Origin of the sequence: Paraburkholderia sp. SEWSISQ10-3 4, from assembly GCF_030464785.1 — a bacterium.
GTDB classification, from domain to species: Bacteria; Pseudomonadota; Gammaproteobacteria; order Burkholderiales; family Burkholderiaceae; genus Paraburkholderia; species Paraburkholderia aspalathi.
The window spans coordinates 90,113-114,175 of the sequence record NZ_JALPRI010000018.1; the positions used below are offsets into that span (position 1 = coordinate 90,113).

The window sequence follows — 24,063 nt, forward strand, 5'->3', positions numbered from 1 at the left end:
GCCGGGTTGGGTTTTATCGCTGCGCTCGCGGCTAACCAAAGTAGAGGTCAGGCATGTCCAGAAATGTCGGCGTTATCGGTCTCGGGGCGATGGGCATGGGCGTCGCGCGCTCACTGCTGAGCGCGGGTTTTCAGGTCCACGCATGCGATCTGCGCAGCGAGATCCTGCAAGCGTTCGTGGCGGCGGGCGGCGTCGGCTGTGCGTCGCCTGCCGAGCTCGGCGCGCAATGCGAGGTAGTCGTCACGCTGGTCGTGAATGCGGCCCAAACCGAAGCGGTGCTATTCGGCGCGCAAGGCGCGGTCGCCGCGATGAAACCCGGCAGCGTGGTGATTGCAAGCGCAACCGTCGCTCCGGACTTCGCGATCGAACTCGGCAAGCGCATCGAAGCGGCCGGTTTGCAAATGCTCGACGCGCCGGTCTCCGGTGGCGCGGCGCGCGCCGCGTCCGGCGAAATGACGATGATGACGTCCGGCCCGGACACCGCTTATACCGCGTGCGAGGACGTGCTGGCCGCGATGGCGGGCAAGGTTTATCGGCTGGGCTCGGCGCACGGCGCGGGGTCGAAGGTGAAGATCATCAATCAGTTGCTGGCCGGCGTGCATATCGCCGTGGCCGCCGAGGCGATGGCGCTCGGCTTGCGCGAAGGCGTCGATCCTGATGCGCTGTACGAGGTGATCACGCACAGCGCTGGCAATTCGTGGATGTTCGAGAACCGCGTGCCGCATATTCTGAGCGGCGATTACACGCCGCTCTCGGCGGTCGATATCTTCGTGAAGGATCTTGGTCTCGTGCTCGATACCGCGCGCCGCTCGAAATTCCCGCTGCCCCTATCGGCGGCGGCGCATCAGATGTTTATGATGGCGTCGACTGCAGGGCATGGTGGCGAGGACGATTCGGCTGTGATCAAGATCTTCCCCGGCATTGACTTGCCGGCGGCGAAGTAAGCGCGGAGCCTGCCATGACCACTCCGTCCAGACGCGCGCTGCTCGGCTGTATCGCCGACGATTTCACCGGCGCCACCGATCTCGCCAACATGCTGGTGCGCGGCGGCATGCGCACGGTGCAGACCATCGGCGTGCCCGCGTCGAACGATGCCGTCCAAGCCGACGCGCTGGTCGTCGCGCTGAAATCGCGCACGATTCCCGCCGCCGACGCGGTCGCGCAATCGCTCGCCGCGCTCGACTGGTTGCGCGCACAAGGATGCCGCCAGTTCTTTTTCAAATATTGTTCGACGTTCGATTCGACCGACGCCGGCAACATCGGTCCGGTCACGGATGCCTTGCTCGACGCGTTGTCCGCAGAGGTTGGCGCAACGGCTTTCACGATTGCCTGCCCGGCATTTCCCGAGAACGGCCGCACGATCTATCGCGGCTATCTGTTCGTCGGCGACACCTTGCTGAACGAATCGGGTATGGAAAACCATCCGCTGACGCCGATGCGCGATGCGAACCTCGTGCGTGTGCTGCAGCGACAGACTGGATCGAAAGTCGGCCTCGTGCGTTATGACACGGTGGCAAAAGGCGTGTCGTCCGTACGCGATTCCCTCGATGCACTACGCGGCGATGGCGTGCGAATAGCGATTGCCGACGCAGTATCAGACGCGGATCTTTATGTGCTCGGCGAGGCATGTGCCGACCTCACGTTGATCACCGGTGGCTCCGGCGTGGCGCTAGGTTTGCCCGCCAATTTCCGTCGCGCTGGTTTGCTTGCGGAAGGCAATGATGCCGCGCAATTGCCGCGTGTCGAAGGATTGTCGGCGGTGCTGGCCGGCAGTGCTTCGAAAGCGACTAACGCGCAAGTGGCGGTCTGGCGCGAAACACGGCCCGCGTTCCGCATCGATCCGCTGGCGGCGGCACGCGGCGAACCGGTGATCGAGCAGGCGCTGGCCTTTGCGCAGCCGTACCTGGACAAAGCCGAGCCCGTATTGATCTACGCGACCGCCACGCCCGACGAAGTCAAAGCGGTGCAACGCGAGCTCGGCGTCAACGAAGCGGGACACCTGGTTGAATCCACGCTGGCGTCGATCGCACGCGGTTTGCACGAACGCGGCGTGCGCAAGTTCGTGGTGGCGGGCGGTGAAACCTCGGGCGCCGTAGTGCAGGCGCTCGACGTGCGCACGTTGCGGATCGGCGCGCAGATCGATCCCGGCGTGCCCGCCACTGCAACGACGGACGCCGACCCGCTCGCGCTCGCATTGAAATCCGGCAACTTCGGCACGACCGACTTTTTCGACAAGGCGCTGCGTCACCTCGATGGAGGCGTGCAATGACCGGCACACCCGCACTCCACACGACGAGCGAAGCACGCGTGCGCGAAGAAATCTGCGTGACCGGTGCGAGTCTCTATCAACGCGGCTATACGGTGGGTAGCGCGGGCAACATCAGCGCGCGCCTTGACGACGGCTGGCTGATCACGCCGACCGATGCCTGTCTCGGCCGGCTCGATCCCGCCGATATCGCCAAGGTCGATTTCGCCGGCAATGCGGTGTCCGGCGGCAAGCCGTCGAAAACGCTGGCGCTGCATCGGGGCATTTACGCACGCAATGGCGAGGCACGCGGCATCGTCCACACGCATTCGACGCATCTGGTTGCGTTGACGCTCGCCGGCGTATGGCACGACGACGATGTTCTGCCGCCGATCACGCCGTACTACGTGATGAAAGTGGGTCACGTCCCCCTGATTCGTTACAAGCGCCCCGGCGACCTGCAAGTGGCCGAGCAGATCGCCGCACTCGCCGGCACCGTTCGTGCGGTGTTGCTCGAGCGCCTCGGCCCGGTGGTGTGGGAGCGTTCGGTGGCGCAGGCGTCGTATGTGCTTGAGGAGCTCGAAGAGACCGCCCGCCTGTGGCTGATGACGAACCCACGACCCTTGCCGCTCGACGAAGTCGCGCTCGAAGAACTGAAAACCGTATTCGGCGCGCGCTGGTAGACGCATGCGCCATCGTGAGATTTTGCGTGCGGAGCACGCATTCATGGCTGCTTCCGCACGCTGAACGAAACCGTTTTAAAGGAGTTGCTGCCATGCCTCGCTTTGCTGCGAATTTGACCATGATGTACAACGAGCACGCCTTCCTCGACCGTTTCGCCGCCGCGGCTAAAGACGGCTTCAAGGCTATTGAGTTTCTGTTCCCCTACGATTTCCGTGCCGGGGAAATCAAGGCGCGGCTCGAAGCGAACGGCCTGACTCAGGCGCTCTTCAATGCGCCGCCCGGCGACTGGGCCGCGGGCGAACGCGGCATTGCTTCGCTGCCCGGGCGCGAAGACGAATTTCGCCGCAGCATCGAAACCGCGCTCGATTACACGCGCGTGCTCGGCAATCGCAAACTGCATGTGATGGCCGGTTTGATCGGCGCGGATCAACCGCGGGCGAAGCATCGCGAGGTGTATCTGAAGAATCTCGCTTATGCCGCGAAGGCCGCGCAAGGGGACGGCATTACTGTCGTGATCGAGCCGATCAATACGCGCGATATACCGGGCTTCTTTCTGAACCGCCAGGATGATGCGCAGGCGATTTGCGCGGAAGTGGGTGCACCGAATCTCAAGGTGCAGTTCGATTGTTATCACTGCCAGATCGTCGAGGGCGACCTCGCGGTCAAGCTCAAACGCGATATGGCAGGTATCGGCCACATTCAGGTCGCCGGTGTGCCGGAACGTCATGAACCCAATATCGGCGAACTGAATTATCCCTACCTGTTCGATCTGATCGACACGCTAGGCTACGACGGCTACATCGGTTGCGAGTACCGCCCGCGGGCCGGCACATCGGCTGGGCTCGATTGGCTTAAGCCGTATCTGAATGCCGCGCGCTAGCAAGCGACAGAGCAGCCGATCAAGCAAGGACAAAGCACATCATGAAAGTACTGATTACCGGCGGTGCGGGTTTTCTCGGCCAGCGTCTCGCGCGCGAACTGTTGGCGCGCGGTTCAGTGAAGGATGAGCACGGCAAGCCGCAAGCGATTACCGAACTGGTGCTGCTTGACGTGGTGCACGGAAGCGATTTCGGCGATGCGCGTGTACGCACGGAAGTGGGCGATATCGCCGAGCGCAGCGTGCTCGAGCGCGTGATCGACGACAGGACGTCGGCCATCTTCCATCTTGCCGCGATCGTGAGTGGGCAGGCCGAGGCGGATTTCGATCTCGGCATGCGCATCAATCTGGACGCGTCGCGCCTGCTGCTGGAAACGTGCCGGCAGCGTGGGCATGCGCCGCGTGTGGTGTTTACGAGTTCTGTGGCCGTGTACGGCGGCGATCTGCCCGCAGTCGTGCAGGACGACACCGCGCTGAATCCGCAATCGTCGTACGGTGCGCAGAAGGCGATCGCAGAGTTGTTGCTCAACGACTACACGCGGCGGGGTTTCGTCGACGGGCGGGTATTGCGCCTGCCCACGATTAGCGTGCGCCCGGGCAAGCCGAATGCGGCGGCCTCGTCGTTCGCGAGCGGCATCATTCGCGAGCCGCTGAACGGCGAAGCGGCGGTGTGCCCGGTAGCGGGCACGACGCGTTTGTGGCTGCTGTCGCCGCGCAAGGCCATAGAAAGCCTGATCGCCGGACTCGAAATCGATGCCGCTGCGCTCGGCAACCAGCGTGTGCTGAATCTGCCGGGGATTTCGGTGAGCGTCGACGAGATGGTGGCGGCGCTGCGCGAAGTAGCGGGAGAAGAGGCCGCGAAGCGGATCGTGTGGCAGCCGGATGCGCGGGTGGAGAAGATCGTCGGCAGCTGGCCGGGGCAGTGGGACCCTTCGCGTGCCGAACGGCTCGGCTTGACCGGCGACCAGAGCTTTGCCGATGTGATTCGCGGCTATATCGCCGACGAGGGTATTCAGATCCGCTGATAACGCGCGTGTTGAAGCTGCCATTTCAATCATGGCATCCCGGACAGCAGAACCGTCCAAAGCCTCATGCCGGCAGGCGTAAGAACACGCTTGCCGGCATGAGCGCGTCAATCTTCAGACCTTTTGGCGGGTCACGGCTAGACGCCACCGGCCTGCAGATATTCCCTGGTTCGAGGCCGGCTTTGCTTGACATGGTTTCGGGCACACGCCTATTATCGAGCCTAAGTTGTTCGATATATGACCTTGTGTTCGTGTATAGAACAAATGACTAAGATCCTGAGCCCATCGTTCATCATCCTGCGCTAAGCTGATCAGTCGCGACGGCTGCTATGTGACCGTTCCCGTTGCGTCAGCCGGGTCGATACCGCACGGTATCCAGCGCGCGTCACGCGCGAGCGGCCGGCGTCACGAACCGATATCCGCTAGCGGCGCAGCGCATGCAGCACATCAACTGGAGACATCACATGACCGAAGCATTCCTGTGCGACGCGATTCGCACCCCCATTGGCCGCTATGCGGGTTCGCTGTCGTCGGTTCGCGCCGACGATCTGGGCGCGGTGCCGCTCAAAGCGCTGATGGAGCGCAACAAGGACGTCGACTGGAACGCGATTGACGACGTGATCTACGGCTGCGCGAACCAGGCCGGTGAAGACAACCGCAACGTCGCGCGCATGTCGTTGTTGCTGGCCGGTTTGCCGCAAGGCGTGCCGGGCTCCACGGTGAACCGCCTGTGCGGCTCGGGCATGGACGCCGTCGGCATTGCCGCACGCGCGATCAAGTCGGGCGAGGCTGCGTTGATGCTGGCCGGCGGCGTCGAAAGCATGAGCCGTGCGCCGTTCGTGATGGGCAAGGCCACCAGCGCGTTTTCGCGCCAGGCCGATATCTTCGACACGACGATCGGCTGGCGTTTCGTGAATCCGCTGATGAAGCAGATGTACGGCGTCGATTCGATGCCCGAGACCGGCGAAAACGTCGCCACCGATTACAAGATCAGCCGTGCCGATCAGGACGCGTTTGCGCTGCGCAGTCAGCAGAAAGCAGCACGCGCACAACGCGACGGCACGCTCGCGCAGGAAATCGTCGGCGTGACCATCGCGCAGAAGAAGGGTGATCCGATCACGGTGTTGCAAGACGAGCATCCGCGTGAGACGAGCCTCGAAACGCTCGCCAAACTCAAGGGCGTGGTGCGTCCGGACGGCACGGTCACGGCGGGCAATGCGTCGGGCGTGAACGACGGCGCGGCGGCTTTGCTGCTCGCGAATGAAGAGACCGCCAGGCGCTTCGGCCTCACGCCGCGTGCACGCGTGCTCGGTATCGCAACGGCAGGCGTCGCGCCGCGCGTGATGGGCATCGGCCCGGCGCCGGCCACGCAGAAGTTGCTGGCGCGTCTGAACATGACCATCGATCAATTCGACGTGATCGAACTGAACGAAGCGTTCGCGTCGCAAGGCCTCGCGGTGCTGCGCGCACTCGGCGTGGCCGACGACGACGCGCGCGTGAATCCGAACGGCGGCGCGATCGCGCTCGGCCACCCGCTCGGCATGAGCGGCGCGCGTCTGGTGACCACCGCGATGTATCAACTGCACCGCACGCAAGGCCGTTTTGCGCTGTGCACGATGTGTATCGGTGTCGGTCAAGGCATCGCGATCGCGATCGAACGTGTGTAACGGTTTGGCGTTTGCGCGGGGAAGTGCCGCAGCATCTTGCGTGTCGACGCTTCGCGTATAGCAGTCCCGTAGCCGCATAACGAACAGCCCCTTCGCTCAGGCGACGGGGCTGTTTTATTTTGCGCGGCGCGTGAATTCACAGGCTATTGAATTGATGTTTAATCGGTGTTAATGCGGTTTCCTATTGCATTGCGGCGAATGTCGTCGATAAAAGAATAATGAAACCATTGGGTCGCCATGCAGTACGTATTTAATGCTTTATGCATGGCGAGTATTGTCGCCATATATAGATGATCTGGCAGGTTAAAGCAATGCTGTCAACTCGCTAGGTGCCGCTACGACGGCACGTTGTGGCATTTTGCAGCATGCCGCACGCTGATTTTAAAATCAGCAATATAAACGGCCGTAGCTTCTTGTAAGGCATGTACAATCGTTGCGCCGTACCCTTTTAGTAATTGTCACCCCGAAACTGTATGCATTCGTGGCGTTAATCGGCATCCTGCGGTTTCAGATCGCCGTCACGCCAGATCGAACAATTTCTCGAGGAGAGAGTAAATGAAGGCAGCGACGATTGGAGCAGCGTTGATGGTAGCGGCTTTCGCCGCGGCACAACCGGCATGGGCGCAAGATGCGATGGCCAGTGCCGCGCAGGGAATCGTCAGCGCAGTGCAACCGGTGCACGTGAAGGCGCAGATCGTCGGTATCGATCCGGGCACCCGCACGCTCACGCTCAAAGGGCCGGGCGGCAATGTGGTGGTCGTGCTGGTGAGCCAGGAAGTCGCGGGCTTCGATCAACTGAAGATCGGTGATCGGGTGGACGTGCTCTACAAGAATGCGTTGCTGGTGAAGGCAGACAAGGTCGCCGGTCCGGACAAGGGCATTCGTGCGCGCGTCGATACCCAGGTGTATGCCCCGGCCTCGGGTGGATTTGCATCAGCGCGTCAGGTCGAAGTGCTCGCCACCGTGCAGAAGATCGATCACAAGAAGCGCCTCGTTACGCTGCGCGGCGCGTATCAGACACAAACGCTCCAAGTCGGACCGGACGTCGACCTGAAGGGCGTCAAGGTCGGCGATACGATTCACGCGGTATTCGTTTCGGCAGCGGCCGTGCAGGTGACGCCGCAATAGGTGGCACCACATCAGGTGGCGCAGTCAATGCCACGTCAGCAAACACCCCTCATTGCAGGGGTGTTTGCTTTTCTACGGCACGAAAGTACGAAGTTCGAATCGCGAGGGGCGTGCTATCGAGCCGCCGGTGGCCCGAGGCCCAACCATGCGAGCCGCCCCAGCCATCGCCTGATGAAACCGCGTTGGGCGGGCAGCGCGCAACTCAACGACACGCGCGCGGTGCGTTCGCTATCCGTGCTGAGCCACACGCGTTCGCCGCGTTGCAGCCGGAACTCGTTGCCGGGTTCGAGCCAATGATCGTAAGGCGAGCTGACGCGCGTGAGCCATAGGCGCGCGCCTTGAACACTGAGCGTGCTGTCGGCATCGACACGCCACGTCAGCGTCGCGCCTCGCACTACGGAAAAATGTACGACTACCTTCGGCAGACGCTCGTCCGGTTGATATCCAGACAGACTTGAGTCGTCGTCCATGCACTGCGGGCTTGCCTGATCCATCTTGCTCTCCGTCATCGAGCCGGCGGGCGGAGGCACCTACAAAACAAAAGGCCCCTTCCGTTACCGGCGGGGCCTTTGGGTCCTGTTTGCAGATTCAGACTGCTAACGCGCACATGCTCCCAAACGCCTGCCGATGATGGCATGCATTGTTCGGTTTTTAATCGCGACTGCGATGGAGGTGTGCGTCAACATGCGAATGAGTGTGCCGTTTTGCCGCACGTCTTGTCAATAAAAAAATCGCAATGGATTCAAGCGACAACGCGAGGCAGGCAGAGCCGGCTCGCTTTGCTTGCTGAGACGCTGACGCGGATTTGCGCGGCGAGTGCGCTTCGCAATGCGTAGCGCTTGCGACGGATTGCGCTGCCGGTATTGTCGCCCTGACGTTCAGCCAGATAACGTGCCGGCGGTGCGAGAACGAACCAGCCATTCCAGCGCGCGAGCGCCCCGCACTCGATCGACAGCCGATCGTAGTCCGCGGCCACGCGACGCTTTCTCAGGCAATAGCGCCAGTTCGCGTAGATGTGCGCCTGCTTCGAAACGATGAAGGTGCCGCCTGCATCGAGCGCCGCGGCGACACATTGCGCGAGGTAAATCACCAGCACTTTCGGCCGTAGTCCGTACCAACGCTTGGTGAGCGCGCGAAACAGCTCGCGGCCATTGACCGACGTGTCCGGACCCTGGACGGAGCCGATGCAAAGACGCGGCCGCCGCACTTTGCCGCCGAGATAGGCGAGGCTGAAGGTGCAGGAGACAATGCGCCGGTCCCGCGCATCGCGGATGCACAAAGTCCAGTCGCCTTCCTTCTGAAACTGTTCGATCGACTCGAGCGACACGTGCCAGCGTTCGGCGCCTACCTCAAACGATGCGATCGGCGCCGAGCCGGCTGCGGCGATGCGCGCGGCAAGTTGCGGCACGCGCTGCTGGGTCAGCGCATGATGATCGAGGCTCGCCGTGAGGCGTTCGCGCGGACTGAAGCGGGTATGAAGGAACGGTCGATGCATGCGTTCGAGCGCGGTGGGATGACGTCGCACCAGATCTTGCAAGGGTGAAATGGCGCAGCCTTTGAGCCATACTTGCGTCGAACGCCACGACATCAGCGAGCGCAGCCATAAGCGCAGGCGGCGCCAGCGATGAAACACGCTGGTGCCGGGATAGAGTGCATGAGCGGCTTGCTGAATGACCGCAAAGGACGCAGTGGCTCTCGCGAACCACGGCGAGCGGGCGCGAGCCCCCTGGTTGGAAACGGTCGTCATGGCAGATCCCTTGGCTATTTCAACGAGGCGATGCTAGTGGCGGGGATTGCGCTACCGTGTCGAATTGCTTGAGTGTTTGTCGAGTTTTGTCGCGCATGTCGCATGATGTGCGGCGCATCCGCTATGCTGTGCGTCGAGCCGCCTCGTCCGGTTCGTTGCCGGCCGGGTCCGCGCCGTGCGGATGCGCGTGCTGAGCGGCGCCGTCGCTTGCTGGCCGTGCAGCGCTCCACACTGTTGCCCGCCGCTATTAAATGAGTTAGCCCTGAACGATTCGTCCCATGCCATTCCGGATCCTGCTTGTCGAAGACGATGACCGCTTGTCCGCGCTGGTCGCCGGTTATCTGCGCAAACACGAATACGAAGTCGAGGCCGTGCTGCACGGTAACGACGCCGTGCCGGCGATTCTCAAACGCCGCCCGGACCTGGTGATTCTCGACGTGAACCTTCCCGGCAAGGATGGGTTCCAGATTTGCCGCGAGGCGCGCGAGCAATTCGACGGCGTGATCATCATGGTGACCGCGCGCGACGAGCAATTCGACGAAGTGCTGGGCCTCGAATTCGGTGCGGACGACTACGTGCACAAGCCTGTCGAGCCACGCGTGCTGCTGGCGCGCATCAAGGCGCAGTTGCGCCGCGTGAGCGCACGCACGCCGGAGTCCGGCCGCCCGGAGAGCTATACCTTTGGCAAGTTCGAGATCAGCCGGGCCAGCCGCACGGTCAAGCTGCCGGACGGCAGCCTGCCCGATCTGACATCGGCCGAATTCGATTTGCTGTGGGCCTTGGTGAGTAGCGCGGGCGAGGTGGTGAGCCGCGACGAGCTCATGCGGCAATTGCGCGGTATCGAATTCGACGGCCTCGACCGCACGATCGACGGCGGCATTTCCAAGCTGCGCCGCAAGCTGCATGACGACGCTAGCACTCCGCAGCGCATTAAGACGATACGCGGCAAGGGCTACCAGTTCAGCAAATCGGCGTGGGATTGACGAGGCTTACGGCAGTTGCGCTTGAGTGTGGTCGCAGTTCGACGGAGTCCGCATTGAGTTTCAATTGAGTAATACGTCGAAATATCGGCCGACAAAACTCCACAAACGCGGCATCAAATCGACAGTCACGCGAGACGGGGATGATTAGCATCGCAGCCTTGTGTAATGACAGGCTTATCGATGTCCGCTCGCGTTTCCCCACTTTCCCGCCATGCCGTGTTGATGATTCACGGCTTGGGTGGCACACGCCATGATTTCGGCGCGCTCGACCGCAAGTTCGAGCAGATCGGTTGCGACGTGCATTTGCCGTCGCTGCCGGGCCACGGTTCGAACCCCGACGCATTGAGCCGCGTGACGTTGAGCGACTACATGCAGTTGCTGAGCCGCACCTACCGCGAACTGGCTAAACGTTACGAGCGAGTCGACGTGGCGGGTATTTCGATGGGGGCCTTGCTTGCATTGATGTTGAGTGCGCGGGAGCGCATGACGACAGGGCGTCTGATTCTGCTTTCGCCGCCGCTATTCCTCGACGGCTGGGGCGGTTCACGCCTGCGTCCCTTGCGGTACCTGATGTATTGCGTACCGGGCCTGCGCCGATTGATTCGCGTCCCGGAGGGCGAGCCGTTCGGCATCAAGAACGCGCGCATACGCAACCTGATCCGCCGTCATCTGCAGAAGGGGAGTGGTGTCCACTATCCGTATGTGCCGTTGGCGGCGATCGAGCAGGTTGACTGGATGCGCTTCGCGGTGAAGCGAGCCCTGAGCCGCGTGACATGCGAGACCCTGGTCATGCATTCGGAAGAAGACGAGGTGACGAGCATCCGTTCCGCGGAATTCGTGTGCGAACACTTGGGAAGCCGCGCCGTGACCTTGGTACGCTTGACCGACAGCTACCACATGATCACACTGGACAACGAACGAGACAGGGTAGCGGAGCAAACCTTGGCGTTCGTGCAGAGGGCGTAAGCGGCGAGCGGAAGGGCAAAGCAAACCACCGACATCGCACCGAAGAAACCAAGCTAAACTGCCGATTGGTTTTAAGAAGAACGCTTCGGCGCGCGCAGCGCCGCCGGAAGTATGACGCCCTTGTCACAAGCTTATGCATGGGCATGAACACAGATTCCAGTCGCACCACTACCCTGAGCGAGCTGCGGGACCCGCTTAGCAGGGGCTTCTAGCCGCTTTCTTTGCTTACTTTCTTTGCGGCGGCAAAGAAAGTAAGTGCCGCCCCGCACAGGGGCAACACTAATAGACCACTAACGCATTAAAGAACGCGAAGAGAAAAAAAATGCCACCCCCAGCGGAGCAAAAAAAACTAACCCCCTACCGCTATGGAAAATGGCGCTGGCACCGTTTCCGCCGCTCATGGACGGACACCCGAGCAGACAGAATCCCGAGCTGGTCGAGGCTATACCTGCGCGTCTACACACGCCTACTGACACTGACAGTACTGGTGCTAGCAGCATCAATAGCAACCTTAGCCCTGACACTAAAAACCTCACCATCAATCTGGCAAACACTAACAACACCAAAAGCATCAATCCCAATCACATTGGCAACCCTACTGCTACCAGCAGTAACCGCCTACCGCTGGATGCGCCCAGTCTGGCTAGACCTGGTAATGGTCCGCGAACGCGCAATCGACTTCACAGGCGGCCGCTTCAACACCCGCGCCCGCGAATCGCACAGCGTCATAATCGGCCCACTGGCCCGCACGTTAAACGCCCTTGCCGAACGCATGGAACGCCTGATCGCCGCACAGCGCGAACTCACCAACGGCATCTCTCATGAGCTGCGCACACCTTTGGCCCGCGTGCGCTTCGCGCTAGAAAACCTCCGCGAACCCGCGTCCGCGGCCGAGTACAACAGCGCATTAGCGAGCATCGACCAGGACGTCACCGAGCTCGACGAGCTCATCGACATGAGCCTGACCTACGCGCGCCTCGAATACAGCTCCCTGCAATCGAACCTCGAATCCACCTTGCTCACGGCATGGTTCGACAGCCAGATCACCGACGCCACGCTGCTGTACGCGGACAAGCAACTCGTCCCGCAAGCAGACGTCGACGCATCGCTACGCGTGGTGATGGACAAGCGTCTCATGTCCTACGCAATGCGAAACTTGCTGCGCAACGCGAGCAAATACGCCCATTCGCGGATCATGGTCGGATTGAGCGTCAAGCATGGCAACGTGGAAATCTACGTGGAAGACGATGGCGCAGGCGTGCCGCCTGAACAGCGCGAACGCATTTTCAGTGCCTTCGTGCGGCTCGATCGTCAGACTGGCGGCTACGGGTTGGGTCTCGCGATTACGCAACAGGTGCTGCGCGCCCACCATGGCCGGATCGCCGTGACCGATCCGTTGATGCTAGGCGGAGCACGCTTCGAAATGAGCTGGCCGGTGGGCACAGTGGCGTGAAACACAAAACACACCGTACCCGCGCAGCGTCAATAGGTATGTCCCAACTGGAAGTAAAAGTTATGACGGCCGCCCGGTGCGAACGCTACGCCCAGATAGATCGGTCCGAATGAACTGGTCATCGCGGTGAAGGCAGTCACGCTGCGCTTCAGTGGCCCGCTGCCGAACTGCGAATCGCGGTTCCAGACGTTGCCGGCTTCAAGGCTCAGCCCCGCAAACAGACCGCGAATCGGCGACGCATTGAACGTGGCGAGCTGATTCATATAGGTGATCTGGCCGTACACCATCGAGTTGCCGGACAGTTGGTCGGCGGCATAGGCCGACAGATGCTGGAAGCCACCCAGTGTGAAGCCGAACGGATTCGTCAGATTGGTGCCGCCGAAGTCATTACCCGCTTCGATGCTTGCGTTGATGCTGTGCCGTCCATAACTCGCTGCAACAAGGCTTTTTCCGTATACCTCGGTGAAGCTGTCGCTGCCCGCGAACAACGAACGTTCCACGCGTAGTTCGCCGAAATAACCTTTGCGGGCAAACAGCGGATCGTCGAGCTGATCGATCACGAGACGTGCGCGCGCGCTAAGCTGCCGTCCGTAGATATCGGGGAACAGCAACGGCGAGTTGAACGCGTCCTCGAGCGGCAAGTTGTATTGCGGCGACGCGTAGCCATGAGCGTATGCCACGCCGATACGGAAGTCGCCGAGACGGGCGAGCGGTACGCCGAAGTCGACCCCGGCGCGCTCGGTTTGCAAGCTGTATTGCGTGATCTTGACGTTGCCGGAATCGTCGTAGAGATTGGCATAGCGGCGCTGAAACTCGAGATAAGGCGCCACGTAATAGCCAAAAGAACTCGACAGTGGCTGCCGCAGCTCCGCATGCAGGTCGATCAGATCGCTGCCGACGGTCCCGTCCACTCGCCCTTCGAGCCCTGACGACGTGAGCCACGGGCGGCGATAACCGAGATGCAGCCGGAAGCCGCCTTCATCTGTCGAGCTGCTCGACAAACCCAGCCCGAACAGCAGGAAATTCGGTCCCCACAGCTTCTGCTGCGCGGAAACAATGAGCGTGTGCGCGTCGCCGTCGTCGACGAGTTGCTGGCTCACGCTGTCGAAGTCACCCGCGGTGGTGAGCGCCAGCAAGTCCTTGTTGAGCGCGACCGGATCGTAGACATCGCCGGTTTTGACATGCAGTGCGGCGCGAATACGTGCCTCAGGTACGTAGCCCTGCGAGGCGATCTCGATCTGCGTGATCCGTACCGGATGCGCCGCGGGCACACCGTGCCGGGCGCGCCACGCGGCGTAGTCGGCGGGCGAAAGCGCCAGATGCTGAAGCTGCGGCATGGCCGCGCGCGTGGCAGCAGCACCGGCGGCGATGGCCTGGCTGGCGTTGGCAAAATCGGTGAAGCTCAGCGAGCCGAGCGCCGGTTCGATCAGGACGTCACCGGCCTGCAGCTGTTCACGTTGCCGCGCAACGTTCTGGTGAATCAGAATGCCGATCATCTGCTGCATCACGTCGGCGGGCGAAGCCAGCGCATCCAGCGGTCGCAGCGGCGAGCCGATATCGACCGCGATCACGACTTTCGCGCCCATATCGCGCGCCGTTTCGATCGGCAGATTGCTGACGATGCCGCCGTCCACCAGCGTGCGCCCGTCGATATCGGCCGGAGCGAACAGGCCGGGCAACGCCATGCTGGCGCGAATCGCTTGCGGCAGCGAACCGCGATCGAGCACCACCTTCTGGCCGGTGCGCAGATCGGTTGCGATCGCGCGATAGGGGATCGGCAGCCGGTCGAACGAGACGTTGCCCGGTACGGCGGACGTCCAGTCCTGCAGCAGCGCCTGCAAACGATTGCCCTGCACGAGCCCGACCGGCAAGCGGAAGCCATTGGTGCCGAAGCCGAGCGAAAGGCTGTTCACATACAGCCGCTCGTCTTCACGGCGCGATTGCGGCAGGTCGGCACGGTCGGTGACGTCGAACGCGATGTCCGCGAGATTGATGCCCGCGAGGCGGTTTTGCATGTCCTGCGCCGTCATACCGCTCGCATACAGGCCGCCGACCACGGAGCCCATGCTGGTGGCGGCGATGCAATCGACCGGGATGCGGTTTTCCTCGAGCACCTTCAGTACGCCGAGGTGGGCATAGCCGCGCGCGCCGCCGCCCGACAGCACGAGGCCGACGGAGGGGCGGCCGGCTGGCCCGGCTTCTGCGCTGCACGCGGATTCGGCTGCGAAAGCGGGGCGTGCGACGGCGGCGACCCCACACGCCAGCAACGCCACGGTGCAGTGAAAACGAAGAACGATGGGCCGGCGCCGCGTGTGCGCCGCCGTTTGTTGAAGTTGTTCGCTCGCCAACGCTCGACTCATCTGTTTTGATGCCGGAAGAAAACCGAGAGATTACATGGTTTTGCCCCGGTAAAAACAGGTGATTTTGTGCAAACGCGCGTTTGCGGAAAAACGTAGTCCTGATGCTTTTTATCCGGCATCGCGGCGGAATACGTGTTGCGGCCACGAGCGCGGTCCCTGAAACACGTCCCTCGTTCTTCGCCGCTAGCGGCGCAGCAAAGCTCGCACGGCCCGGGCAGCCATCGGACGCCCCAAATCGGATGCGACGAAATGAGCCACTTTGCGCTCGGCGAGGTTGATCGTTACATAGTCGTTCGGCGCTTTCGTGTTGAGGCCGTCGGACGCCGAGTGATACTCGATACGCAACTGCGTCGCGGTCACGACCACGCGCAGATAGCCGTAGTTGGTGTCGTCATAGTTTTCCAGCACGACCTGATCGGTAGTGGCTGAAGCCGCCTGCATGATTTGCGGCGCACGGATGGCGGGCGCACCTTGTGCAGCGAGCTTGACTAAACCGTGTCCGCCATTCCCGCACACGAGGTAGGGAATCTGCGTGCCGTCCGCATTTCGCGTGCGCGTGAAGCGTTGATAATTGTGTGCATGGCCGGACAGAAATGCATGCGGCCACACACCGTTGGCTTCGCACACCTTGTCGATCTGCGCCAGCATATCGACGCTCGACCCGTGTCCGCCCGCGCTGTACGGCGGATGGTGATCCGCGATCAGCAGGGCGCCAGTGAACTGCTCGGCCTTGACGCGCTTGAGCGCGGCGTCGAGAAAATCGAGCTGAGTACTCCCGATCTTCGGGTCTGAAATCACACCGGGATCTTCGAGCGTGTTGCTGTAAATCACCAGCACGCGCACGAATGGCGCTTCGAGCGTGAAGAAGACGCCGGGCTGGATTTGCGCGGTGCGCGACAAGCCACCGGCTTCGGGCGTAACGGCGAACGTCTCCGCACAGAAATTTCGCAGGAACGCAGTGAGACTCGCGGCGTGCGCTTCCGGCGAGACCATTCCGTCATGATTGCCGGCGCAGGCGAGGATCGGCGCCGGGTAGTCCCGATACGGTTCGTAAAACTGATCGTAATAGTACTGGCTCTCGCCGAAGCTATAGACGACGTCGCCGAGCAACAAGGCGAACTGCGGCACCTCACTGGCGTTGGCTTCGTTGAAATCGGCGGTCAATTTGTCGGCCACTTCGTTCTGCGTCGCCGGGCCTTTCGTATTGCCGCAATCTCCCAGCGCATGAAACACCAATTGTCCGGCGGCTGTGATCCTGTCGATGGCGGTTGCGTTGCCGCCCATGACCTCGGCCAGCGTGAGCTGAGGCTCCACGCCGCCTCGTGGTGCGGGAAACGGCAACGGAAACAGTTTGTGCTCTGCATTGAGCTTGTCGATTTCCTTATAGGCCGCGTCGTCCGATGGATGAGGCACACGAAACACCGTCGGGTCCGCGGTCGGCTGAGGCTGTGCGAACACGGGCTTGTCCAGCATCCGCGGACGGAGCGCCGTCGCGCCGACGCTCGCCACGGGCTGGTTCGAACTGCTGGCTAGCGCAGTAGCCTTTTTGCCGGATGCCGCAGCCTTGCTGGGCGACTTTCGTTTGCCTTCTGCTTTCGCCGTGCTTTCTTTTGCCTTGGCCTGGGATTTCGACTCGCGTTTTGCCGACATGAGCGCCTCTTGAGGAAGAGTAAGCGGGGGATACGCAAGCGGCTTTCGCCGTTGTGTTCATCGAACCCTACGACATGTGTATTTCGGAAAAGTGTCGCGGCGCTGTCGAAACTGGCCCGCTGAAGCGCTTGGTCCCACGCGCGGGACGGGCGGAGTCTGCCCCTGAAACAATTTATGTCAGCTTATGTCGCGGCGCCTCCGAATCGCCCGGAAAGCCTTGCCCAGCGGGCCTCTGTCGTGGTGAAACAGGGTGACATATCTTCGCTGCTGATTAAATCCAGGCGTCCTCCTATAGTCCGTTTGTCGCCACGCCGCAGTGCGCAGAAGTGGCCCGAAATCAAGAAGGACATACCGTGAAAAACTGTTCGTTCGTCGTCGCAGCCACCGCCGCTTCTCCTGCCTCCGTGACGCCCGCCGCATCCGTACGTGGCGCGCTGCGCAAGCTCGCGCTCACCGCAACCGTTACCGTGCTCGCGCTCAGCAGCGCTTCTGCTTTCGCCTGGTCGCAGCACGGCACCGCCTACACCTCGCGTGGCACCTATAACGGCGCGCGTTACGGCTCGTGTGGCGGCGGTAGCTGTTCGCATGCTGGCGGCGTGGCCGGCCCCTACGGTGGCGTGGCGACCAACACGGGCACGGTGACCCGCAACGCGCCGGGCCAGTTCTCGAATTCGGGCACCGCGACGGGGCGCTACGGCAACCAGGTCCAGCACGCCGGCGACACCAACTGTGCGGGCGGCACGTGTTCCCACACCGGCACCCTCACCGGACCCGACGGTAAAACAGCCACGACCTCAGGCGATGTGACCAAAACCGCGCCCGGCCAGTATTCGTCGTCCGGGTCGGTCACGGGCTCGAACGGCAACACGGTCAACCACTCGGCATCGACCAACTGCGCGGGCGCGTCGTGCTCACGTTCCGGCACGGTGACCGGGTCTGATGGCGGAACCGTCAATCATTCCGGCACGGCGACGCGTGTAGCACCGGGCGTCGTGACAACGTCGACGAGCACGACGGGCACGCACGGCAACACCGTGACGACGAGCGGAACGGTCACGACTACCGGCGTCGTTACGACGGGCAGCACGACGGTCGTGGTTGCACCGAAACCGGTTGTTGTCGTACCGCCTCCGGTCGTTGTTCCGCCGCCGGTTGTGTATGTGCCGCCGCCTCCGGTTGTCTACGTTCCGCCGCCCCCGCCGCCGGCTGTGTATGTCGCGCCGCGTGTTGTCTATGTGGCGCCTGCGCCGCGCCCTGTCGTGTGGGTGCCGGGGCACTGGGTGGGGAATGTCTGGGTGCCGGCGCACTGGTCATGAGTAAAAACGTGCGAGTGAGAACCGGCGATGAGGCCGGCCGGATCGGTCCGCAGTGGATGAGCGAGGAGGGAAGTGCTCGGACGCTGCGGCCACGTTTCAACGCGATACGCACACGGACGCTATGCAAGGTCGGTGCGTTGGCAACGATGATCGTTGCAACGGGGATAGCGATTGCAGTCGGTGAGGGCATCGCAAGCACGGAAACGCCTACTGTGCACCGAGCGATTGAACCTGAACAGGACTGTTCGGCGAAATATGCAGCGTTGCTTGACCTCGCCGAACTGGCGAGACGTGATGGCAAGTCGTCCGAAGTTGTGATGCGAGGACTGAGCGACCGCGGCGGCGCAATGGGCGACTGTTTGCCGACTGGCGGGAACGCCGGGGCGAGATAAACGAAACGCGCGAATGGCCGAAGCGGCCATTCGCGCATTGTCAAAAGCGGTCTTTTAGAAAAGGCATGCCTTTGACCAACGGTCGGTTGCTACCGGCCCTGCTGCTGCAGATACTGCCTGACATCGCTCATGGTCACGCTTCCTTTGTGGCTCGTGTCGATCTGATCGAAGTGCTTGGCAACGTAGCCGAGCCCCGCGGTCTGAGCCTGCGTTTTCGTGACCGCGGCGCCATTGCTGAGAGCCGTGTTCGCTCCCAGTCGCGCTTCAAGCCGCTGCTGGGCTTCCTGCTGCAGCGCCGTGCCTGTCGTCGGCGTGACGGGAGCAGCACGGTTTTGAGGAAAGAACGGACCGTCGACTCCCCTGGCCCCGTTTGGCGGCGTCGCCGGCGCTACCGCTTGCGGCGGTAACGCATGCGCGCTGCCAACAAAGCAGCAGAGGGCGATCAACGGGGAGACACGCCGCAACATATCGATAAGGGACATGATGACTCGCATTGATTGAGTGAATAGAGTAGCGCGAACGAGGCGCATCGCGTCAGTTCAGTCAGGGTGCCGTGACTTGCGCCGTGGCGGTAGCGGTCGGCTGACTGGCTGGGCTCTCGTCGCGCCACGGCGGCGGCAGCGTCCAGAGGGCGAGCGCATCCGGAAGTGGCGTGCCGCGGTAGAAGCGCACCAGATCCCGTTTCATCAGCGGACGGGCGACGTCATCCAGATAGATCATATGTCCGCCCTGGAAGAAGTTGACCTGCAAATCCGGATTCAGACCGGGTACCGTCTGCAGCCGTGCCAGTTGCTTCTCGGTATTGAAGAACGGTGTGGCCAGATCGTGAAAGCCGTTTTCCGAGAGTACCTTGAGCTGCGGGTTGAGCGTCAGCGCGCCCAGCAGATCCGGAATCGTGTCGGGCAAGGGCTTTCCGTCATGCGAGAAGTCCCACACGTTGATGATGTTGTCGTTCAGCGGCAAATAGGTTGCGTTCGGCGCCGTGTAGCCGAGGTAGTCAGGCATCTGCGTCGCCAGAGCCGTGGTGAACGGCTGGGAGATCAGGATGTCGGACGGGTCCCCATCGCTTTGCAGACGCGGATCCGAGTTCGGCAATGACACGCGTCCGTCGTACCGCCCGATCGTCGTGCCCGGTATCAGGCTCGTCGAGAACGGGTTGGCGCCGAAGTAGCCTTGTAGCGCCTGCAGGGTCAAACTGGATGGCAAGGCCCACGACTGAAGCGTTTTCGCATTGGGGAACACCGGCGTGCCCAGAGCGTCCGGTATACCGAGCTGACTGAGCACCCACGACTGCGAGTACCGCCTGAACTTGTTGTATTCGTTCGTGACGAACAGGCTCGCCTGGTATGCGTACAGGTCCTGATTGAGCGGCGCCGGCGACACCTGGTTGTAGTAAGCCGCTACTTCCGCGTAACCGGGGAAATAGCCCGCCAGCGTATCCGTATCCAATGCCAGCGCGCTGGTCGAGTTCGTGATGGCGACGGCCTCGATCGCATCCGCAAAATAGTTCAGGATTGCAGACTGAAGGACGATGCCGGTCAGATGCACGCCGGCCGATTCGAGCGCCAATGCGAGCATGTCGGTGCGCGGCGTGCCATATGACTCGCCGTACAGATAAATCGGCGAGCTGCTGCGACTGTTGACCGTCAGATAGCGCTGGATAAAGTCGCGCATGATGTTGACGTCCGCGTCGGTCGTCCAGTACTTCTGGTTCGTATTCGGCAGAATCGCCTCGGACAGACCGGTTCCGGGCGGGTCGATGAAGACCATGTCTGTGGTGTCGATCAGGCTCTCCTTATTGTCGACGAGCGGATAATTCGGCCAGTTCCCAAACACCGGGTCAGGCGTGGCAACCCGCGTCGGCGCGAACGATCCGAGCCGCAACCAGATGGAAGAGGACCCGGGGCCACCGTTGTAGACGAACGTGACAGGCCGCGGCGAGCCGTTCGTACTCGGCACGGTGTACGCGACATAGGACATCGTCGCTTCGGGGTTGCCGCTCGAATCGGTGGCGGTCAAATGGCCGGTCGTGGTGGTGTAGTTGATCGGCGTTCTGCCTTGGGTCCACTGGTAGTGCATGACCGCAGCTTTCTCGGACGCCTGAGCCGGCGCGAGGCCATCTGTGGCATTGCCCGAATAGGCGACCGGGTCGATATAGGTTTGATTGGCCGTTGGCGATTGCGACTGCGCGGCGGCCTGTGCGGTGAGCTGCTGATTCGCTGCAGTCTGCTGCATGCTCACAGCCGTGCCGGAGGACGAACCGCCGTCCCCTCCGCCGCATCCGCCGAGAAGCAGGATCGCGACTGTTAATGTGCCCAGGCTCGTTCCCAGGCCCGGCAGCCTGTCTTGGCGATGTTGGCTATTGCCGGAAAGACGCTCGTCTCGTTTCATCTCTATCCTTGGTGGTGGGTTCAGATACCGTTTCACAAAGGCCGCTATCGCCGATGAAAATATATCGGAGTTCGAAATATTAGTGATGCATCGTCGGCATGCAGCGGTGAGACCAACTTACTTCAAAGCGCATAGATTCAGATCTCTATGCAGTATGCGTAGAATAACTAAATATCTGGATTGGATATTCCGGTTCTTTTCGGGGCATTTTTCCGCAATCGAATATTCGTATATTGGCGGCAGATGAAAAATAGGTGACGCCACCAGCCTTTGTCAAGGATGTACCGGATTTCCGTAATTGCAACTTCGGGAAATTGTGCTTGAAGTCGCGCAGGGCCCGGCCGGTCGGGGCGTGACGCGTGTGTGAGTTAATCGATTATTTATTACGAAGTTAAATGTTTTTGTTTGTTAATCGTAATAATTAAAATGTACTGATCATCCGGTTTGGGTGCCGGATGCCGACAGGTAGTTATTCGGCTTCGGTGAGCACGAGCGGGAACCGGATTTCGAACGTCGTCCCAACGCCTTCGTGTGACGCAAAATCAATCTGGCCGTTTAGCACGCGGCAGAGCTCCTTGACGATCGCAAGGCCGAGACCCGTGCCGGGAATATCGTCGCCTGCAGCGCGCTCGAATTCGTCAAAAACGCGGTTCGCGTCCGCAGGGGCGATGCCCACGCCGGTATCCGACACGCGAATCGACCAGTGCTCCGCATCGGCCATGGCGAAGGCAAGTTGGATCTCGCCGGACTTCGTGTACTTCGTCGCGTTGGAGAGCAGATTGACTGCAATCTGCTTAAGCTTGAGACGACTGGACGTGACTACGGATAGCGCCGGATCGAACGCTGCATGTAGCTTAAGTCCTTTGGCTTCGATGGCCGGGCGCGAGGAGGCGACGAGCTCATCGTAAAGCGCATGCAGATCCACTGGCTCGAATGTGTTCGGCGTGCCGTCGCCGAGCACGACGGAGTACTCGACCATCTGGTCGACGAGTTGCTTCATATCCGCAGCTTGCCGGTTGGCCAGCGTCAGCGCCATATCGGCCTTTGAAGGCGCCCGTTCGATCAGTTGCAGCGCAATCGAAAACGCGTTCAGAAAATTGCGCAGATCGTGAACCACGCTGCGGGTGATCTGCATGCGCGACTCGTAAAGATCTCCGACCAGCCGCTGCTTGAGCGTCAGCTCGTGATTGGCGCGCTCGAGCCTGCCGGTGTATTCATCGATCTTGCGGTCCCGTTCGCTGACCACCTCCTTGATCGATGTGAGCGTCACCATGCTGAGTGTTTCCGCGATCAGGCGCCGAGCCCGCCCTTCATGGCGGCGCGTGAACGTGCTGTCCTGGGCGGCGAATTCGTCCAGCGCGTCAGCGAGCACCTGATGGAACAGATCGAGCTCGCGCACGAGTTCCTCGATCCGGTAGCCCTGACGCCAGCGGACCAGGCCGTGTTTTCTCGCATCGCGTTCGATCGCCGGCTCGACGCGTTCGAGATCTTCGACGTCGAGCGCAAGGCATAGTCCTTCGAGAATTTCCGGCAGGTGATCGGCGAGTTGTTGATAGGTGAGCTTGTCCGCTTCGACGAGGTCGACATCGCCGAAAACGGTTTTCATCCATTGCGCGGTCAGGCGCGTCCGCTGCTCGCGAACGGAATCGGCAAATTTGCGCAGCGGGGTAACGCGTGTTTCGGTCATAGTGGGTGCATCGGGGGTGAAGGTCCTAACAGAAGTTTCTGCCCCATTATGGCCGCAATTGCTGATTGTGGAACATGCTCTTGCGTAAGCCAGGCCAGATGAACACCAGGTTCAACCCGGCGGTCCCGATGTAGTTGTTCACGCGGCTTCATGTCCGGCAATCTTTGCCGTTCGCGTGCGGGGGAGTAAAGGCAAGGGCTCGACCTTACCGACAATGAACAGATACGACAGGGCGCCGACCACGCATAGCGAGCCCGCAACCATCAGCGGAATCACAAACGAACCCTTTGTGATCGCCAGCATGACCCCGGTAAATGTGGTGATAAAAATCCCGGCGAGATTCCCTGCAAAGTTCTGAATGCCGCCGAGCGACGCCACATGAGCGGGTGTCGGCGCCACTTCGCCAACCAGGGTCCATACATTAGCGCCGGCGAACGACAAGCTGGCGTAGGCAAGCGCGAACAGTGCGAGGCATGCCCACGTGCTCTGAACCAATACCGACAACGCAATCGACGACGAGAGAAGCATGCCGATCACAAGGCATGTCTTGCGAGCCGCGGTTGCGCTCCATCCGCGTTTGAACAGACTGTCCGACACGAGGCCGCCAAGCCAGCCGCCAGGAATGGCCAGCAGCGCCGGCAGCATACCCCACGTGCCGAGTGACGCGAGCGAGAATCCACGTGACTGCAGCAGATAACTCGGGAACCACGTGATGAAAAAATAAATCGCGAAGTTGAGGCAGAACAGCCCGATCATCATGCCCCACACCGTGCGATAGCGAAACAGATCGAGCCACGACACCGTGCCGGCGTTCTCGTCTGACGTAACGGCTGCGGCAGGGGCGGCGCGCTGTGCCAGCAAAGCGTCGACGGCCTCAGGTGCAATGGCTCGGTAGCGCTCCGGGTCGCGATAGATGAACCACCAGGCGAGCGCCCACACAACGCCGAGGCCCCCCGTGATCACGAACGAGCCACGCCAGCCGACAAGCGATATCAACCACGCAACCAGGGGCAGCGAGAGCGCTGAGCCCACGCGGGAGCCGCTATCGAAGATGCTGCTCGCAAGCCCGCGCTCGCTGCGCGGAAACCAGTTGAACGCAACCTTGGCGAACGACGGAATCGCCGCGGCTTCGCCGACGCCGAGCATCAGTCGCACGCCCACGAGTTGCGCGAGACCGCGAGCCGCGCCGGTCGCGATCGTGAAGGCCGACCACCAGCCGACCGCCAGCGCCAGACTCACGCGCACGCCGACCTTGTCGATGAACCAGCCGGCCGGCAGTTGCAGGAACGCGTAGGTCCAGAAGAACGCGCTGAGCACGAGCCCCATGCCGACGGCGTCCAGACCCAACTCCGCGCGAATGCTCGGCGCGGCGATCGCCAGGTTGGCCCGATCGACGAAGTTGATGACGTTGGCGAGGAAACACATGAAGATCATGGTCCATCGGATGCGTGGCATGGGAGTCTCCGTTTTTTATAGCGTGATGGCGGCGCCG

At 61.7% G+C, this 24,063-nt stretch carries 19 protein-coding genes; 11 read left to right on the forward strand and 8 right to left on the reverse strand.

What is annotated here, in order from left to right:
• The first annotated feature begins 53 nt into the window (after positions 1-53).
• From ltnD to M0D68_RS27020, 7 genes are all read left to right on the forward strand, one after another.
• Positions 54-944: an L-threonate dehydrogenase gene (gene ltnD / locus M0D68_RS26990; RefSeq protein WP_200623111.1), complete on the forward strand. Its 891-nt coding sequence runs from the start codon at positions 54-56 to the stop codon at positions 942-944.
• A gap of 14 nt (positions 945-958) precedes the next feature.
• Positions 959-2,269, forward strand: a complete 1,311-nt coding sequence (gene otnK, locus M0D68_RS26995; RefSeq protein ID WP_093634766.1) for a 3-oxo-tetronate kinase — start codon at positions 959-961, stop codon at positions 2,267-2,269.
• Positions 2,266-2,928 (forward strand): aldolase, encoded by a 663-nt coding sequence (locus M0D68_RS27000; RefSeq protein WP_266225919.1) that lies wholly within the window; start codon positions 2,266-2,268, stop codon positions 2,926-2,928. The genes otnK and M0D68_RS27000 overlap by 4 nt, the downstream gene beginning before the upstream one ends.
• A 92-nt stretch (positions 2,929-3,020) precedes the next feature.
• A complete protein-coding gene (otnI, locus tag M0D68_RS27005) occupies positions 3,021-3,809 on the forward strand; it encodes a 2-oxo-tetronate isomerase (RefSeq protein WP_200620379.1) in 789 nt (262 codons plus the stop codon).
• A 41-nt stretch (positions 3,810-3,850) separates the two neighbouring features.
• The gene (gene denD, locus M0D68_RS27010) at positions 3,851-4,831 is read left to right on the forward strand and encodes a D-erythronate dehydrogenase (protein WP_266225920.1); all 981 of its coding nucleotides are present in this window, start codon (positions 3,851-3,853) and stop codon (positions 4,829-4,831) included.
• 464 nt (positions 4,832-5,295) lie between these two features.
• Entirely contained in the window at positions 5,296-6,498 is a 1,203-nt protein-coding gene (pcaF, locus tag M0D68_RS27015; protein WP_200655424.1) for a 3-oxoadipyl-CoA thiolase, read from the forward strand.
• Between the two features lie 555 nt (positions 6,499-7,053).
• Positions 7,054-7,626 (forward strand): hypothetical protein, encoded by a 573-nt coding sequence (locus M0D68_RS27020; RefSeq protein ID WP_266225921.1) that lies wholly within the window; start codon positions 7,054-7,056, stop codon positions 7,624-7,626.
• A 113-nt stretch (positions 7,627-7,739) separates the two neighbouring features.
• Here the strand turns inward: M0D68_RS27020 and M0D68_RS27025 are convergent, their stop codons facing one another.
• Positions 7,740-8,120, reverse strand: a complete 381-nt coding sequence (locus tag M0D68_RS27025) for a DUF2917 domain-containing protein (protein WP_093634760.1) — start codon at positions 8,118-8,120, stop codon at positions 7,740-7,742.
• A gap of 248 nt (positions 8,121-8,368) precedes the next feature.
• Positions 8,369-9,373: a DUF535 family protein gene (locus M0D68_RS27030; protein WP_093634759.1), complete on the reverse strand. Its 1,005-nt coding sequence runs from the start codon at positions 9,371-9,373 to the stop codon at positions 8,369-8,371.
• 278 nt (positions 9,374-9,651) lie between these two features.
• Here M0D68_RS27030 and M0D68_RS27035 point away from each other — a divergent pair, with 278 nt between their 5' ends.
• From M0D68_RS27035 to M0D68_RS27045, 3 genes are all read left to right on the forward strand, one after another.
• Positions 9,652-10,356 (forward strand): response regulator, encoded by a 705-nt coding sequence (locus M0D68_RS27035; protein ID WP_266225923.1) that lies wholly within the window; start codon positions 9,652-9,654, stop codon positions 10,354-10,356.
• 180 nt (positions 10,357-10,536) lie between these two features.
• Positions 10,537-11,322: a carboxylesterase gene (locus tag M0D68_RS27040; protein ID WP_167378386.1), complete on the forward strand. Its 786-nt coding sequence runs from the start codon at positions 10,537-10,539 to the stop codon at positions 11,320-11,322.
• Between the two features lie 322 nt (positions 11,323-11,644).
• Positions 11,645-12,775 (forward strand): ATP-binding protein, encoded by a 1,131-nt coding sequence (locus M0D68_RS27045; protein WP_266225926.1) that lies wholly within the window; start codon positions 11,645-11,647, stop codon positions 12,773-12,775.
• A 29-nt stretch (positions 12,776-12,804) separates the two neighbouring features.
• On the opposite strand, the gene M0D68_RS27050 is transcribed toward M0D68_RS27045, so the two are convergent.
• Complete coding sequence (locus M0D68_RS27050) at positions 12,805-15,135, reverse strand: patatin-like phospholipase family protein (protein ID WP_266225927.1); 2,331 nt, start codon at positions 15,133-15,135, stop codon at positions 12,805-12,807.
• A gap of 183 nt (positions 15,136-15,318) precedes the next feature.
• Entirely contained in the window at positions 15,319-16,785 is a 1,467-nt protein-coding gene (locus tag M0D68_RS27055; protein ID WP_256456728.1) for a metallophosphoesterase, read from the reverse strand.
• A gap of 353 nt (positions 16,786-17,138) precedes the next feature.
• Between M0D68_RS27055 and M0D68_RS27060 the strand changes: the two genes are divergently transcribed.
• A complete protein-coding gene (locus M0D68_RS27060) occupies positions 17,139-18,101 on the forward strand; it encodes a hypothetical protein (RefSeq protein ID WP_211707178.1) in 963 nt (320 codons plus the stop codon).
• 481 nt (positions 18,102-18,582) lie between these two features.
• On the opposite strand, the gene M0D68_RS27065 is transcribed toward M0D68_RS27060, so the two are convergent.
• From M0D68_RS27065 to M0D68_RS27080, 4 genes are all read right to left on the reverse strand, one after another.
• Entirely contained in the window at positions 18,583-18,975 is a 393-nt protein-coding gene (locus tag M0D68_RS27065; RefSeq protein ID WP_234486853.1) for a 2-oxoglutarate dehydrogenase, read from the reverse strand.
• A 61-nt stretch (positions 18,976-19,036) separates the two neighbouring features.
• Positions 19,037-20,884: a peptidase S10 gene (locus tag M0D68_RS27070; RefSeq protein WP_266225929.1), complete on the reverse strand. Its 1,848-nt coding sequence runs from the start codon at positions 20,882-20,884 to the stop codon at positions 19,037-19,039.
• Positions 20,885-21,353: 469 nt separating this feature from the next.
• Entirely contained in the window at positions 21,354-22,571 is a 1,218-nt protein-coding gene (locus M0D68_RS27075; RefSeq protein ID WP_266225931.1) for a sensor histidine kinase, read from the reverse strand.
• Positions 22,572-22,709: 138 nt separating this feature from the next.
• Positions 22,710-24,026, reverse strand: a complete 1,317-nt coding sequence (locus tag M0D68_RS27080; RefSeq protein WP_093634750.1) for an MFS transporter — start codon at positions 24,024-24,026, stop codon at positions 22,710-22,712.
• Positions 24,027-24,063: the final 37 nt, after the last annotated feature.

Bases quoted from the DNA above. Each gene is read 5' to 3' on its own strand.
- ltnD (WP_200623111.1), top strand. From the start codon at position 54: ATGTCCAGAAATGTCGGCGTTATCGGTCTCGGGGCGATGGGCATGGGC.
- otnK (WP_093634766.1), top strand. From the start codon at position 959: ATGACCACTCCGTCCAGACGCGCGCTGCTCGGCTGTATCGCCGACGAT.
- M0D68_RS27000 (WP_266225919.1), top strand. From the start codon at position 2,266: ATGACCGGCACACCCGCACTCCACACGACGAGCGAAGCACGCGTGCGC.
- otnI (WP_200620379.1), top strand. From the start codon at position 3,021: ATGCCTCGCTTTGCTGCGAATTTGACCATGATGTACAACGAGCACGCC.
- denD (WP_266225920.1), top strand. From the start codon at position 3,851: ATGAAAGTACTGATTACCGGCGGTGCGGGTTTTCTCGGCCAGCGTCTC.
- pcaF (WP_200655424.1), top strand. From the start codon at position 5,296: ATGACCGAAGCATTCCTGTGCGACGCGATTCGCACCCCCATTGGCCGC.
- M0D68_RS27020 (WP_266225921.1), top strand. From the start codon at position 7,054: ATGAAGGCAGCGACGATTGGAGCAGCGTTGATGGTAGCGGCTTTCGCC.
- M0D68_RS27025 (WP_093634760.1), bottom strand. From the start codon at position 8,120: ATGGATCAGGCAAGCCCGCAGTGCATGGACGACGACTCAAGTCTGTCT.
- M0D68_RS27030 (WP_093634759.1), bottom strand. From the start codon at position 9,373: ATGACGACCGTTTCCAACCAGGGGGCTCGCGCCCGCTCGCCGTGGTTC.
- M0D68_RS27035 (WP_266225923.1), top strand. From the start codon at position 9,652: ATGCCATTCCGGATCCTGCTTGTCGAAGACGATGACCGCTTGTCCGCG.
- M0D68_RS27040 (WP_167378386.1), top strand. From the start codon at position 10,537: ATGTCCGCTCGCGTTTCCCCACTTTCCCGCCATGCCGTGTTGATGATT.
- M0D68_RS27045 (WP_266225926.1), top strand. From the start codon at position 11,645: ATGCCACCCCCAGCGGAGCAAAAAAAACTAACCCCCTACCGCTATGGA.
- M0D68_RS27050 (WP_266225927.1), bottom strand. From the start codon at position 15,135: ATGAGTCGAGCGTTGGCGAGCGAACAACTTCAACAAACGGCGGCGCAC.
- M0D68_RS27055 (WP_256456728.1), bottom strand. From the start codon at position 16,785: ATGTCGGCAAAACGCGAGTCGAAATCCCAGGCCAAGGCAAAAGAAAGC.
- M0D68_RS27065 (WP_234486853.1), bottom strand. From the start codon at position 18,975: ATGTCCCTTATCGATATGTTGCGGCGTGTCTCCCCGTTGATCGCCCTC.
- M0D68_RS27070 (WP_266225929.1), bottom strand. From the start codon at position 20,884: ATGAAACGAGACGAGCGTCTTTCCGGCAATAGCCAACATCGCCAAGAC.
- M0D68_RS27075 (WP_266225931.1), bottom strand. From the start codon at position 22,571: ATGACCGAAACACGCGTTACCCCGCTGCGCAAATTTGCCGATTCCGTT.
- M0D68_RS27080 (WP_093634750.1), bottom strand. From the start codon at position 24,026: ATGCCACGCATCCGATGGACCATGATCTTCATGTGTTTCCTCGCCAAC.